Annotated in this window: 11 protein-coding genes, 2 tRNA genes and 1 other RNA gene; 7 read left to right on the forward strand and 7 right to left on the reverse strand. The window is 49.2% G+C overall.

The genetic code is table 11. The features are described 5' to 3' along the window. The first annotated feature begins 81 nt into the window (after window positions 1–81). On the forward strand, window positions 82–525 hold the full coding sequence (locus BN2591_RS02205; protein ID WP_086869905.1) for an Lrp/AsnC family transcriptional regulator: 444 nt from the start codon (window positions 82–84) through the stop codon (window positions 523–525). A 160-nt stretch (window positions 526–685) separates the two neighbouring features. Here BN2591_RS02205 and BN2591_RS02210 read toward each other — a convergent pair. The 5 genes from BN2591_RS02210 to BN2591_RS02230 all read right to left on the reverse strand — a co-directional run bounded on the left by BN2591_RS02210 (window position 686) and on the right by BN2591_RS02230 (window position 2,581). Further along, window positions 686–770 (reverse strand) — tRNA-Tyr (locus BN2591_RS02210). A gap of 34 nt (window positions 771–804) precedes the next feature. Continuing rightward, window positions 805–889: transfer RNA gene (locus BN2591_RS02215), tRNA-Tyr, on the reverse strand. A 25-nt stretch (window positions 890–914) separates the two neighbouring features. Next, a non-coding RNA gene (locus BN2591_RS02220) (RtT sRNA) lies at window positions 915–1,060 on the reverse strand. 171 nt (window positions 1,061–1,231) lie between these two features. Further along, window positions 1,232–2,074 (reverse strand): formyltetrahydrofolate deformylase, encoded by an 843-nt coding sequence (gene purU, locus BN2591_RS02225; RefSeq protein ID WP_016495830.1) that lies wholly within the window; start codon window positions 2,072–2,074, stop codon window positions 1,232–1,234. Between the two features lie 48 nt (window positions 2,075–2,122). Next, a complete protein-coding gene (locus BN2591_RS02230; protein WP_086868638.1) occupies window positions 2,123–2,581 on the reverse strand; it encodes a YchJ family protein in 459 nt (152 codons plus the stop codon). A 110-nt stretch (window positions 2,582–2,691) separates the two neighbouring features. Between BN2591_RS02230 and rssA the strand changes: the two genes are divergently transcribed. The 3 genes from rssA to galU all read left to right on the forward strand — a co-directional run bounded on the left by rssA (window position 2,692) and on the right by galU (window position 5,814). Continuing rightward, complete coding sequence (gene rssA / locus BN2591_RS02235; RefSeq protein ID WP_086868640.1) at window positions 2,692–3,600, forward strand: patatin-like phospholipase RssA; 909 nt, start codon at window positions 2,692–2,694, stop codon at window positions 3,598–3,600. Window positions 3,601–3,690: 90 nt separating this feature from the next. After that, entirely contained in the window at window positions 3,691–4,704 is a 1,014-nt protein-coding gene (rssB, locus tag BN2591_RS02240) for a two-component system response regulator RssB (protein ID WP_086868641.1), read from the forward strand. Between the two features lie 198 nt (window positions 4,705–4,902). Beyond that, window positions 4,903–5,814: a UTP--glucose-1-phosphate uridylyltransferase GalU gene (galU, locus tag BN2591_RS02245; protein ID WP_086868643.1), complete on the forward strand. Its 912-nt coding sequence runs from the start codon at window positions 4,903–4,905 to the stop codon at window positions 5,812–5,814. Window positions 5,815–6,088: 274 nt separating this feature from the next. Here galU and hns read toward each other — a convergent pair whose 3' ends face one another. Continuing rightward, a complete protein-coding gene (hns, locus tag BN2591_RS02250; protein WP_017457162.1) occupies window positions 6,089–6,502 on the reverse strand; it encodes a histone-like nucleoid-structuring protein H-NS in 414 nt (137 codons plus the stop codon). Between the two features lie 546 nt (window positions 6,503–7,048). Between hns and tdk the strand changes: the two genes are divergently transcribed. Further along, entirely contained in the window at window positions 7,049–7,663 is a 615-nt protein-coding gene (tdk, locus tag BN2591_RS02255) for a thymidine kinase (RefSeq protein ID WP_086868645.1), read from the forward strand. A gap of 65 nt (window positions 7,664–7,728) precedes the next feature. Here the strand turns inward: tdk and adhE are convergent, their stop codons facing one another. Next, the gene (gene adhE, locus BN2591_RS02260; protein ID WP_086868647.1) at window positions 7,729–10,407 is read right to left on the reverse strand and encodes a bifunctional acetaldehyde-CoA/alcohol dehydrogenase; all 2,679 of its coding nucleotides are present in this window, start codon (window positions 10,405–10,407) and stop codon (window positions 7,729–7,731) included. Window positions 10,408–10,893: 486 nt separating this feature from the next. Between adhE and BN2591_RS02265 the strand changes: the two genes are divergently transcribed. Both BN2591_RS02265 and oppA read left to right on the forward strand, forming a co-directional pair. Beyond that, window positions 10,894–11,532 (forward strand): YchE family NAAT transporter, encoded by a 639-nt coding sequence (locus tag BN2591_RS02265; protein WP_370447798.1) that lies wholly within the window; start codon window positions 10,894–10,896, stop codon window positions 11,530–11,532. Between the two features lie 848 nt (window positions 11,533–12,380). Continuing rightward, entirely contained in the window at window positions 12,381–14,012 is a 1,632-nt protein-coding gene (oppA, locus tag BN2591_RS02270) for an oligopeptide ABC transporter substrate-binding protein OppA (RefSeq protein ID WP_025263594.1), read from the forward strand. The last annotated feature ends 128 nt before the right edge of the window (window positions 14,013–14,140 follow it).

A 14,140-nucleotide genomic window follows, 5' to 3' on the forward strand; every position in this document is an offset into this window, starting at 1 on the left:
TTGTGAAAAAACGGCGACCAGCTTTATATGGTTGTTGTAAGGTGTATGGCGACTAATTCCTTTAAAAATTAGGTGAAGATGATGGATTACCTTATTGACGATATCGACAGGGCTATTCTTGCCTGCCTGGCAGAGGATGCGCGCCAGTCACTGAAAGTATTAAGTGCGCGAGTGGGGCTGACATCGCCCAGCACGGCAGAGCGCGTGAAACGCCTGGAAGAGCGCGGCGTGATAGAAGGCTATGGCGCGCGCGTAAACCTGACCGCACTGGATTACCGCTTGCAGGCGCTGGTGCGTGTTCGCCCGATGCCCGGTATGTTGCAGAAAGTGGATAAAATGCTCCAGGCGCTGCCGGAATGCATCGAGTGTGACAAAGTGACGGGGGAAGATTGCTTTGTGATGCGGCTGGTGGTGCGCTCAATCGAGCAACTGGATAGCTTGCTTGATGGCATTGCCGAATATGCGCAGTGCAATACATCGATAGTGAAGAGCTCACCGGTTAAACGTCGGTTACCGCCGCTGTAAGGTTCAACTGCCAGCCGCGCGGCGCGCCTGGTTTTCCCCGTTGCGGCAACGTTCTCACGCGTTGCTCGAGTCGAACCTTAATCGAAGGTTCTCGTCCTTCCCGGATTGGTAAGGTAAGCAGGAACTGAGCGGTTTGAATACAGGGTTTTATTTGAAGAGATGGTGGTGGGGGAAGGATTCGAACCTTCGAAGTCGATGACGGCAGATTTACAGTCTGCTCCCTTTGGCCGCTCGGGAACCCCACCAGGGGAAAATCAAATTGTCGATGCACAAGGTAGATGGTGGTGGGGGAAGGATTCGAACCTTCGAAGTCGATGACGGCAGATTTACAGTCTGCTCCCTTTGGCCGCTCGGGAACCCCACCACGGGGTATTACATTATTGTTGCGATGTTGCGAAAGGAAGGATTATTCGGAGCTAACGCTCCTCACCCTCCGGGCCGTTGCCTTTGGCAACGTTCTCTCGCTGGTACTCGAGTCGAACCTTCGAAGTCGATGACGGCAGATTTGCAGTCAGCTACCTTATGAACGCTCGGGAACCCCACCACGGGGTAAAGCAATTTCTTACTGGCATGCTTCCATCTCGGGAAGCGCGGCGCATCATATCAAATGACGCGCCGCTGTAAAGCGTTGAAACGAGAAAAATGAATCAGTTGTCTGCTTTTTGCCCGTAACGATGCAAAGCCGAACAACGCATTTAATGAACGGTTAAAGAATAATCGTGCGGTTGCCGTAAACGAACACGCGTTGCGCTAAAACCTGGTACAACGCGCGGCTCAATACGTTCTTCTCGACATCCCGACCCGCGCGCATCATATCCTCGGCGGTATAGGTGTGATCGACATGAATCACGTCCTGCATAATGATTGGGCCTTCATCCAGATTGTCATTCACATAGTGCGCAGTAGCACCAATTATCTTCACGCCACGCTCGTAAGCCTGATGATAGGGGCGGGCACCGATGAAAGCGGGCAGGAATGAGTGGTGAATATTGATGATTTTATTCGGAAAGCGAGACACAAACTCTGGTGTTAATACGCGCATATATTTTGCCAGCACCACGTAATCCGGCTGGTGCGCTTCAATGGCCTGCGCCATCTGCTGGTCGTGGGCTTCACGTGTCAGCCCTTCATGGCTAACCAGTTCAAACGGGATATCAAAACGTTCAACTAAAGACCGCAGCGTTTCATGGTTGCCAATCACGGCGGCAATATCGACATCCAGGCCGCCGTAATTGGCTTTCATCAGCAAATCGCCAAGGCAGTGCGCCTCTTTGGTGACCAGAATGACGACGCGGCGGCGACCGGCTGGATTCAGCTCACGCACAGAACCTTCCGGGAGCGCACTATCGAGATCCGCAAGCAGCGTGGCGTCGTTAAAAATGCCTTCGAGCTCGGTACGCATAAAGAAGCGACCGGTGCGGTGATCGACAAACTCATTATTCTGCACAATGTTCAGTTCGTGCTTGTAACAAATGTTCGTGATCCGCGCGATGAGGCCTTTCTGGTCTGGGCAAATGGTGCGCAAAATTTTACGTTGTGTTGAATGCATTGCCGGGTAAATCCTGTTGATGGTGTTTGCTGTAAGGTGTTGGCAGGCCTATTGCCCGCAGCACTTTTTAAATTTTTTACCTGACCCGCAAGGGCAGGGATCGTTACGGCCAAATTGCGGCCGCGTTCCGTCGATATAGTACCACTGGCCGTTCTCCTTTAAGAATCGGGAACGTTCGATAATTGCGCCGTCTTTGCCGTGCTCATTAAACCGCGCCACAAAGCTGACGAAGCCTTCGTTATCATTTTCGCCGTAAGCATGTTCAAATACCGTCAGACCGCGCCATGTGGTCGCCGCAAAGCCCGTTTCAATTTGCTGGCGGAACGCCTCAGCGCCACAAGACGGGTGCCAGGTTTTTACCAGGTACTCTGACTGATGTAACACAAAAGCCGTATAGCGCGAACGCATCAGGCGTGACGGATCCGGCGCAACCTGCCTGCCAGACAGATAAGGCTGGCAACATAGGCTATACTCCAGAGCGCTACCGCAAGGGCAAGATTGTGACAAAATAGCATTCCAGGAATAAAAATAACGGCGCGTTAGCGCCAGGGTAGCGATATGTTAACTGAGCCGTAGCGCTGTGGCTACAGTAAGCCGGGGGAAGTAAAATAAGCGTTATGAGAAAGGTAAAAATTGGTCTGGCGCTCGGTTCCGGCGCGGCCAGAGGTTGGTCACATATCGGCGTGATTAATGCATTACAGCGCGCGGGTATCGAAATTGATATTGTAGCGGGGTGTTCCATTGGCTCACTGGTCGGTGCCGCTTACGCGTGTGGACGTCTGCCAGCGCTGGAAAAATGGGTACGCTCTTTTCGCTACTGGGATGTGTTGCGACTGATGGATCTCTCCTGGCAGCGCGGTGGTCTGTTGCGTGGTGAACGCGTGTTCAATCAGTATCGCCAGTTGTTGCCGTACGCGGATTTTACTCACTGCCAGAAACGCTTTGGCGCCGTGGCAACCAACCTTAGCACCGGGCGCGAGCTCTGGTTCACTGAAGGTGATTTACATCATGCTGTTCGCGCCTCCTGCAGTATGCCCGGGTTAATGTCACCGGTTCCGCATAATGGTTACTGGCTGGTGGATGGCGCGGTGGTGAATCCCGTACCGGTTTCCCTTACCCGCGCGCTGGGCGCTGATGTGGTGATTGCGGTGGATTTGCAGCATGACGCCCACCTGATGCAGCAAGATCTGCTGTCGGTGAATCTTTCTAATAATGATAAAGACAGCGACACTGTTGCCACGCAGCGTTGGCATCAACGCCTGCGTGAACGGCTGGGGCGGATAACGCCAAAACGGCCGATCGCGCCCACTGCGATGGAAATCATGAGCACCTCGATTCAGGTGCTTGAGAACCGACTGAAACGTAATCGTATGGCTGGCGATCCGCCAGATATTCTGTTGCAACCTCTCTGCCCACAAATTTCGACGCTCGATTTTCATCGGGCTGATGCTGCTATTGCAGCGGGGCAACTGGCGACAGAAAAGAAAATGGATGAATTGCTTCCTTTAGCACGAACCCTTTCGTAAGTAGATTTTTTATAGACTTCAGCAAATTCTGACAGGCGATTATCGGTGAAGCATGCCACTATTGATCTATCGTCAGGCAGGGGAGATAAGATGACGCAGCCGTTGGCCGGAAAACAGATACTGATCGTTGAAGACGAGCCCGTTTTCCGCTCTCTGCTGGATTCGTGGCTGCAGTCTTTAGGCGCGATAACGCTGCTGGCAGAAGATGGGGTCGTCGCGCTTGAGCTGTTGGCAGCAAACAAACCCGATCTGATGATTTGCGATCTTGCTATGCCGCGCATGAATGGCCTTGTTCTCATTGAGACGTTACGCAATCGGGGAATGCAAACGCCGGTGCTCGTAATATCGGCGACAGAAAATATGGCCGATATCGCTAAAGCATTGCGTCTTGGTGTTCAGGATGTCGTTCTTAAACCCGTTAAAGATCTTAATCGATTAAAAGAAACGCTCTTCGCCTGCCTTTATCCCAATATGTTTAATTCGCGCGTTGAGGAAGAGGAGCGCTTGTTCCAGGACTGGGACGCGCTGGTCGATAATCCTCAGGCCGCGGCGAATTTACTGAAAGAGCTCCAGCCCCCGGTGCAACAAGTTATTTCCGGTTGCCGGGTTAATTATCGCCAACTGGTTTCTGTTGAAAGCCCCGGTCTGGTGCTTGATATTGCGCCGATATCAGGTCAGGACCTGGCGTTTTATTGTCTGGATGTGACGCGCGCAGAAAATAACGGTGTGTTGGCGGCGCTGCTGTTGCGAGCCTTATTTAATGGGTTGCTGCAAGAACAACTTTCTCATCAGCGCCAGCGCTTACCCGAGATGGGCGCGCTGCTCAAGCAGGTAAACCAATTATTGCACCAGGCTAATTTACCCGGCCAGTTTCCACTGCTTGTGGGCTATTACCACAGTGAATTGAAAAATCTGATACTCGTTTCGGCTGGTCTTAACGCAACGTTAAATACCGGTGATCATCAAATTCAAATCAGCAATGGGGTGCCTCTCGGTACGCTTGGTAATACCTATTTAAATCAGCTGAGTCAGCGTTGCGACTCCTGGCAATGTCAGGTATGGGGCGCTGGCGGGCGTCTGCGTTTAATGTTGAGCGCGGAATGAGCGATCGAATCATACATTGCAGATAGATTTACCCTCCGCATAAAAACGGGTGGTACTATCGCCGCAGTTTATGCGTATTAGTCCTAATTAGATGTTAGCGCGTCCTTTTCAGACCTGGTCGATGGGTTGGTACTGATATACTCAGACGCGAGTTAATTCATGAACATGTTCAAGCATGGACAGTCCAGGAGATTTTCAATGGCTGCAATAAATTCGAAAGTGACTAAAGCAGTAATCCCGGTTGCGGGATTGGGAACCAGGATGTTACCAGCGACTAAGGCAATTCCTAAAGAAATGTTGCCGCTGGTTGATAAGCCATTAATTCAGTATGTCGTAAATGAGTGTATCGCTGCCGGCATTACCGAAATCGTTCTGGTAACACATTCATCTAAAAACTCTATCGAAAACCACTTCGATACCAGCTTCGAACTCGAAGCAATGTTGGAAAAACGCGTAAAACGTCAGTTGCTGGAAGAAGTTCAGTCTATTTGCCCGCCGCATGTGACTATTATGCAGGTGCGCCAGGGGCTGGCGAAAGGCTTGGGACACGCTGTATTGTGTGCACACCCGGTAGTCGGTAACGAGCCCGTAGCAGTTATTCTGCCGGACGTGATTCTGGATGAATATGAATCCGATCTCTCCCAGGATAACCTGGCAGAGATGATTAAACGTTTTGACGAAACCGGTGCCAGCCAGATCATGGTTGAGCCTGTGGATGATGTTACCGCTTACGGCGTGGTGGATTGCAAAGGCGCAACGCTGAATCCGGGTGATAGCGTTCCGATGGTGGGCGTGGTTGAAAAACCAAAAGCGAACGTCGCACCATCTAATCTTGCCGTTGTGGGTCGCTATGTTCTGAGCGCAGAAATTTGGCCGCTGCTGGCGAAAACCCCTCCGGGAGCGGGCGATGAGATCCAGCTTACCGATGCTATCGATATGCTGATCGAAAAAGAAACCGTAGAAGCCTATCATATGAAAGGCAAAAGCCATGACTGCGGTAATAAACTTGGCTATATGCGCGCATTCGTAGAGTACGGGATTCGTCACAATTCGCTGGGTGCGGAATTTAAAGCCTGGCTCGAAGAAACCGTCGGTGCCGGGAAAGCATAATACGCTTTCTATAGCCGGAATAAGGCCGGAGATAATAGTGCATCGCACTGCTTATCTCCGGCCTTTTTTATTTTTGAATGTTCCGAATGGAAAGGTAACATCGAAGCTGCACAGAAGATATAGCACGAAACAATAAATGAATTGCCCAGGATTTGAGCAATACGCATTTGAGAAACGTATATTCCAGATGTCATACACTATATTTGTGAAGAGAATGTGTGCTTTATCAAAAAAATCCCGCCAGTTGGCGGGATCCTTTTGAAATCTGGCTTGATTACTCTTCGATCAGGAAATCGTCGAGTTGTTTACCTTGCTCGTCCATTGCTTTTTTGATGACTGCCGGAGTACGACCCTGACCCGTCCAGGTTTTGGTCTCGCCATTTTCATCAACATAGCTATATTTAGCCGGGCGTGCTGCACGTTTTGCTTTAGTACCGGTCTTAGCGGTAACCATGCTGTTCAGCAATTCGTTCGGATCAATACCGTCAGCGATCAGCATTTCACGATATTGTTGTAATTTACGCGTACGCTCTTCAACTTCGGCTGCGGCAGCGCTTTCTTCCTCGCGGCGCTCATTAACCACAACTTCTAATTTCTCCAGCATCTCTTCGAGCGTTTCCAGAGTGCATTCTCTTGCTTGCGCACGAAGAGTACGGATGTTGTTCAGAATTTTAAGTGCTTCGCTCATTGTAGTAATCTCAAACTTATATTGGGGTGGTTTGTCGGGCTAATAATAGAGCGTTAATTTCGTCAGTGCAATAGCTGTGAATGTAAGGAATTCAAAATGCCGCTTTATTAAGTCGATTTATAAATATCGCTAACTTAAATTTTTCTTGAAGAAACGCACAAAAAAACCGCTTATACCGATGTACTGTCAGCGCCGCTGACAGCGTGTTTATGCATTAACTTCTGATTAATCCGATCCGCGTTTATAGCCATTATGGATAAATATCGACCTTGGGTATTCCGGTGTGGAAAGTGCGTCTTCCTTAAATTATTAATAATTTCCGTATGTTTGGGTGAGAATGTTCCGATTAAAAAATTTGTAAGATCATGAATTTCTTATTGCTGTTTCTTTGGCAGTAACAACACCGATGATTAACTATTGGAATATGTGTGAGTCCGCTATTGAGGAGTGATTTACTTCATTCGCGAAGCGACGACAGGACGACCAGATAAAATATGGTACACTTCGCGCCGGGAATATCACACTTTGATTGGGGTTTAGCACGCAATGGCACAGCTTTATTTCTACTATTCAGCAATGAATGCGGGGAAATCAACGGCGTTACTACAATCCTCTTACAATTATCAGGAAAGAGGAATGCGCACGGTGGTTTATACCGCCGAAATTGACGATCGCTTCGGAGCAGGCAAGGTTAGCTCTCGTATCGGTTTATCTTCACCTGCGCGTTTGTTTAATCACAACTCGTTGTTGTTTGACGAAATCAACGCTGAGCATCAACAACAAGCTGTGCACTGTGTGCTGGTTGACGAGTGCCAGTTTTTAACGCGTGAACAGGTTTATGCGTTATCTGAAGTTGTCGATCAACTGGATATTCCTGTGCTCTGTTATGGTTTGCGCACGGATTTTCGCGGTGAGTTATTTGTGGGCAGCCAGTATTTGCTGGCATGGTCGGATAAACTGGTTGAGCTAAAAACTATCTGTTTCTGCGGGCGTAAAGCCAGTATGGTGCTGCGCCTTGATCAAGCGGGGCGCCCTTATAACGAAGGGGAACAGGTGGTCATTGGCGGTAATGAACGCTATATATCCGTGTGCCGCAAACACTACAAAGAAGCCCTGCTAGAAGGATCTTTAACGACGATTCAGCAACGTGCCAGAGGTTAGCTTTTCGTTTTCTCTCGTTAGCAATAAAAAACCCGCCGAAGCGGGTTTTTTATTAGCGTTAACAATTAAGCGAGTTTCTTCGCTTTTTTGTCTGCTTTAACTGGAGCAGCTTCAGCTTTCACTGCTGCCACTTCACCTTCTTTGTACTCACGACCGTAGAAAGTATCCAGCAGGATCTGTTTCAGTTCGGAGATCAGCGGATAGCGCGGATTAGCACCGGTACACTGGTCATCAAACGCATCTTCAGACAGCTTGTCCACGTTGGCCAGGAAGTCAGCTTCCTGAACGCCAGCTTCACGGATAGATTTCGGAATACCCAGTTCAGCTTTGATGCTTTCCAGCCATGCCAGCAGTTTTTCGATCTTCGCTGCAGTACGGTCACCGGCAGAAGTCAGACCTAAATGGTCGGCGATTTCTGCATAACGGCGGCGTGCCTGCGGGCGGTCATACTGACTGAACGCAGTCTGCTTAGTCGGGTTGTCGTTCGCGTTATAGCGAATAACGTTACAGATAAGCAGGGCGTTAGCCAGACCGTGCGGAATGTGGAACTGCGAACCCAGTTTGTGCGCCATGGAGTGGCACACACCAAGGAAGGCGTTGGCAAAGGCGATACCGGCGATGGTAGCAGCACTGTGAACGCGTTCACGAGCAACCGGGTTTTTGGAACCTTCGTTGTAAGAAGCTGGCAGGTTCTCTTTCAGCAATTTCAGCGCTTGCAGCGCCTGGCCGTCAGAGAATTCAGAAGCCAGTACGGAAACGTAAGCTTCAAGCGCGTGAGTTACCGCATCCAGGCCACCGAAGGCGCACAGGGATTTCGGCATATCCATCACCAGGTTGGCATCGACAATCGCCATATCCGGCGTCAGAGCATAGTCTGCCAGTGGATATTTCTGACCGGTAGCATCATCCGTTACTACCGCAAACGGCGTAACTTCAGAACCGGTGCCGGAAGTGGTGGTGATAGCGATCATTTTCGCTTTCACGCCCATTTTCGGGAACTTGTAGATACGTTTACGGATATCCATAAAGCGCAGCGCCAGTTCTTCGAAATGGGTTTCCGGATGTTCGTACATCACCCACATAATTTTTGCGGCGTCCATCGGGGAACCACCGCCCAGGGCGATAATCACGTCCGGTTTGAAGGAGTTCGCCAGCTCAGCACCTTTACGTACGATGGTCAGTGTCGGGTCTGCTTCAACTTCAAAGAACACTTCGGTTTCAACACCGGCCGCTTTCAGTACAGATGTAATCTGGTCTGCATAACCGTTGTTGAACAGGAAACGGTCAGTCACGATAAGCGCGCGTTTGTGACCATCAGTAATCACTTCATCCAGCGCGATTGGCAGTGAGCCACGGCGGAAGTAGATAGATTTCGGAAGTTTGTGCCACAACATGTTTTCAGCTCGCTTAGCAACGGTTTTCTTGTTGATCAGGTGTTTCGGACCAACGTTTTCAGAGATGGAGTTACCACCCCAGGAACCACAACCCAGTGTCAGGGAAGGCGCGAGTTTGAAGTTATACAGGTCACCGATACCACCCTGAGAAGCCGGGGTGTTAATCAGGATACGCGCGGTTTTCATCTTCTGACCGAAGTAAGAAACACGTTCCTGCTGGTTATCCTGGTCGGTATACAGGCAAGAGGTGTGACCGATACCGCCCATGGCGACAAGTTTCTCAGCTTTTTCGACCGCGTCTTCGAAATCTTTCGCGCGGTACATTGCAAGCGTCGGGGACAGTTTTTCGTGTGCGAACGGCTCGCTCTCATCGACAACTTTCACTTCACCAATCAGGATTTTAGTGGTCGTTGGAACAGTGAAACCGGCCAGTTCAGCGATTTTGTAAGCAGGCTGACCAACAATAGCGGCGTTGAGCGCACCATTTTTCAGGATAATGTCCTGAACAGCTTTCAGCTCTTTACCCTGAAGTAGGTAACCACCGTGGCTGGCGAAACGCTCACGAACCGCGTCATAGACAGAATCAACGACAACAACGGACTGTTCAGAAGCACAGATAACGCCGTTATCAAAGGTTTTAGACATCAGTACGGACGCTACTGCACGTTTAATATCGGCAGTTTCATCAATCACAACCGGGGTGTTACCTGCACCGACACCGATAGCCGGTTTACCGGAGCTGTATGCCGCTTTTACCATGCCCGGACCGCCAGTGGCGAGGATCAGGTTGATATCCGGGTGGTGCATTAATGCGTTGGACAGTTCAACAGACGGTTGGTCAATCCAGCCGATCAGATCTTTCGGAGCACCAGCGGCAATAGCTGCTTGCAGTACGATATCAGCTGCTTTGTTGGTGGCATCTTTAGCGCGCGGATGCGGGGAGAAAATGATTGCGTTACGGGTCTTCAGGCTAATCAGCGATTTAAAGATGGCGGTGGAGGTTGGGTTAGTGGTCGGAACAATACCACAGATAATGCCGATGGGTTCTGCGATGGTAATGGTGCCGAAGGTGTCATCTTCAGACAGCACGCCGCAGGTTTTCTCATCTTTATACGCGTTATAAATATATTCGGAAGCGAAGTGGTTTTTAATCACTTTGTCTTCAACGATACCCATGCCAGATTCGGCGACCGCCATTTTTGCCAGCGGGATACGAGCATCTGCGGCGGCCAGAGCGGCAGCACGGAAGATTTTATCTACTTGCTCTTGAGTAAAGTTGGCATATTCACGCTGGGCTTTCTTCACGCGTTCAACGAGTGCGTTAAGTTCAGCGACATTAGTAACAGCCATAATGCTCTCCTGATAATGTTTAAACTCTTTTAGTAAACCAGCTGCCTAATTGAAAAGTATAGACAGACCGGCTGCAGGTTGCGTAAATTTCGTAAAAACAAAGAGTTAACGCTAAACCATCCACCACTGATTTACTGAAAGAGCCTCGAGGATACAACGCACTTACTGACACTTTTGAGCTCTTTTCGTGCCATCAAGATTACCCACTTCTGAGTAAGCATTGCGTGATCTACATCAAATTTCAGCGAAGCTGACACCTTTCAGCAGCCCATTTTTAGGCATTTGTAGCAAATGTTAATGGCATATGGCCAGGCGCGCTCTAAGATTATCACAATTCCCACAACTGAATAACATGCTGTATTGCTGCGAATTTCCACGGAAATCATGATGAACTGCGCGGCGAAAACGCGTATCTTCTGCATGGATTTTCCTGTCGCGCCGATAGGTTATTTATCTGACAACGTTACGAAACCTACTGTGGAGCACATCGTGTTCGATCTTCCCCTCTATTTTAAATTTTTTATTGGCCTGTTTGCGTTGGTCAACCCGGTCGGCATTATTCCGGTCTTTATCAGCATGACCAGCTACCAGATGACCGCCGCGCGGAATAAAACGAATCTCACCGCCAATCTTTCCGTAGCCATTATTCTCTGGACGTCACTGTTTCTTGGGGATGCGATATTGCAGCTGTTTGGTATTTCGATCGATTCGTTCCGTATTGCCGGGGGCATTCTGGTGGTGACTATCGCCATGTCGATGATCAGCGGGAAACTGGGTGAAGATAAGCAGAATAAACAAGAGAAGTCAGAGACAGCCATTCGCGAAAGTATCGGCGTGGTGCCGCTAGCTTTACCTCTAATGGCGGGACCGGGGGCAATCAGTTCCACGATTGTTTGGGGAACGCGCTACCACACGGTTGAGCATCTTATCGGTTTCACCGTCGCGATCGCGCTGTTTGCACTCAGCTCCTGGGGGTTATTTCGTATCGCGCCCTGGCTGGTGCGTTTGCTTGGGCAAACGGGTATTAACGTCATTACACGTATTATGGGGTTATTACTCATGGCGCTCGGTATTGAGTTTATTGTTGCCGGGGCGAGATCGCTATTTCCTGGTTTGCTGAACTGATTCACTTCTTCCTTTAATAGGACCAGGAAATAAAAGGTTGTCGTTATGCTTTCTTTTATATAGCGATAGCCGTTGTAAAGAGAAAAATCGCTGTAAAGGAACGCGCAAAATCAGCAAAACATATGACGAATCCGCAAAACAGCAGAAAGTATAATAAATTACACTAATCAGAAAATCTTTTTTCTATCAGTGGATTATAAGTATAAAGAATCTCTGCTGTGCGGAATTCGCGCAATCACACCTGTTATTTCTGTCACATCATACTATTGGGCTTGCCGTGACATACTTGAAATGATATTAGTACTTTCAATCTTCTCGCAGATGAATGTGCTAAAAAGTAGTCAATTGTTGCTTTTTTGTGCAAAAAAGCACAGCATCAGTCGAAAAACATCACACGGCGGTGATGTTCATTTATCTCATTGATAATAATAGATAAAAAAGTAACAGGGAGGCTGAAAAGCTATCGCCTTGCGGTTGATGCTGCGCCGTAAAAGAGAAATGGTTAACAAATTTGCAAAATGTATTGGCGGCAGAAGAGGGCATTTGTTATTTTCCGCCCATTATGTTTCTCGACCTTATAATTTGCAGAATAAACAGCTCAGATGAGAATCGTTTTCATATAAAACGATTCTCACAGTGAATACAGCGCGTCTCGACAGGGGAGACGCGTAACAGAATCGACGCAAGATTGCCGTTTGAGCAGTCCGTAATAAAAAAGTCGGTGATAGCAGCAGTAAAAAAAGATGTCTGATAGCGCCAAAAAGCTCCTGCGCTATACAGGCCCCCAACAGGGGATGAAACACGCTGGCGTGAACGTCAGTAATTATAATGAGTGGAGTAACAACACAATGTCCATCATCACAAAGAAAAGTCTGGTAGCTGCGGGGATTTTGACTGCGCTAATTACCGGTAACGCGGCAATGGCTGCCGACGTACCGGCAGGAGTACAACTGGCGGAGAAGCAAACGCTGGTTCGTAACAACGGTTCTGAAGTGCAATCTCTCGACCCGCATAAAATCGAAGGGGTTCCTGAATCCAACATCAACCGCGACCTGTTTGAAGGTCTGCTGATCTCCGATGTTCAGGGGCATCCGACCGCCGGTGTCGCAGAGACATGGGATAATAAAGATTTTAAAGTCTGGACCTTCCATCTGCGTAAAAACGCGAAATGGTCCGACGGTACGCCTGTAACGGCGCATGATTTTGTTTATAGCTGGCAGCGCCTGGCGGATCCGAAAACCGCCTCTCCGTATGCGAGCTATCTGCAGTACGGTCACATCGCCAATATCGACGATGTTATCGCTGGCAAAAAACCGACCAGCGATCTTGGCGTAAAAGCAATTGATGATTACACCTTCGAAGTTACTCTGAGCGAGCCGGTTCCTTATTTCTATAAACTGCTGGTTCACCCGTCTGTTTCCGCTGTGCCTAAAGCCACCATTGAAAAATTCGGTGAAAAATGGACGCAGCCGGCTAACATCGTGACCAACGGTGCTTACAAACTGAAAGATTGGGTGGTCAACGAACGTATCGTTCTTGAGCGCAACACCAATTACTGGGATAACGCGAAAACCGTTATTAACCAGGTCACTTACCTGCCAATCTCTTCTGAAGTGACAGACGTTAACCGCTACCGCAGCGGCGAAATCGACATGACTTATAACAACATGCCGATCGAACTGTTCCAGAAACTGAAAAAAGAGATCCCTAAAGAAGTACACGTTGACCCGTACCTGTGCACTTACTACTACGAAATCAACAACCAGAAAGCCCCGTTCACTGACGTTCGCGTTCGTACCGCGCTGAAACTGGCGCTGGATCGCGACATCATCGTCAACAAAGTGAAAAACCAGGGCGATCTGCCGGCATACAGCTACACGCCGCCGTACACCGATGGTGCAAAACTGACTGAACCGGCATGGTTCAAAATGACCCAGGAACAGCGCAACGCTGAAGCGAAAAAACTGCTGGCCGAAGCGGGCTACACCGCAGACAAACCGCTGTCGTTCAGCCTGCTGTATAACACTTCCGATCTGCATAAAAAACTGGCGATCGCTGTGGCTTCCATCTGGAAGAAAAACCTTGGCGTAGACGTGAAGCTGGAAAACCAGGAGTGGAAAACCTTCCTCGACACGCGTCATCAGGGCACCTTTGATGTTGCACGTGCGGGCTGGTGTGCGGACTACAACGAGCCGACCTCCTTCCTGAATACCATGCTCTCTGACAGCTCAAACAACACCGCGCACTATAAGAGCCCGGCGTTTGACAAGCTGATCGGCGACACGCTGAAAGTGACTGACGAAGCACAGCGCAGCGAACTTTATTCCAAAGCTGAACAGCAACTGGATAAAGACTCGGCGATCGTTCCGGTTTACTACTACGTGAACGCCCGTCTGGTGAAAACCTGGGTTGGTGGTTACACCGGTAAAGACCCGATGGATAATATCTACGTTAAAAACTTGTATATTATCAAGCATTAATGGCAATGAGTGGGGCAGGGCGACCTGCCCCACAGTGTCTTATTTTATCGCACCAGAACACACATCGGTCGCAGGCTTAACCGCCTGAAAGAGAATGTGTAAAAGGCACAGGCCAGAAGGTACGGGCA

Source organism: Kosakonia pseudosacchari (assembly GCF_900184035.1).
GTDB classification, from domain to species: domain Bacteria; phylum Pseudomonadota; class Gammaproteobacteria; order Enterobacterales; family Enterobacteriaceae; genus Kosakonia; species Kosakonia pseudosacchari.

Coding starts and splice junctions, on each gene's coding strand:
- BN2591_RS02205 (WP_086869905.1), top strand. CDS start 82: ATGGATTACCTTATTGACGATATCGACAGGGCTATTCTTGCCTGCCTG.
- rssA (WP_086868640.1), top strand. CDS start 2,692: ATGAGAAAGGTAAAAATTGGTCTGGCGCTCGGTTCCGGCGCGGCCAGA.
- adhE (WP_086868647.1), bottom strand. CDS start 10,407: ATGGCTGTTACTAATGTCGCTGAACTTAACGCACTCGTTGAACGCGTG.
- oppA (WP_025263594.1), top strand. CDS start 12,381: ATGTCCATCATCACAAAGAAAAGTCTGGTAGCTGCGGGGATTTTGACT.
- hns (WP_017457162.1), bottom strand. CDS start 6,502: ATGAGCGAAGCACTTAAAATTCTGAACAACATCCGTACTCTTCGTGCG.
- purU (WP_016495830.1), bottom strand. CDS start 2,074: ATGCATTCAACACAACGTAAAATTTTGCGCACCATTTGCCCAGACCAG.
- galU (WP_086868643.1), top strand. CDS start 4,903: ATGGCTGCAATAAATTCGAAAGTGACTAAAGCAGTAATCCCGGTTGCG.
- tdk (WP_086868645.1), top strand. CDS start 7,049: ATGGCACAGCTTTATTTCTACTATTCAGCAATGAATGCGGGGAAATCA.
- rssB (WP_086868641.1), top strand. CDS start 3,691: ATGACGCAGCCGTTGGCCGGAAAACAGATACTGATCGTTGAAGACGAG.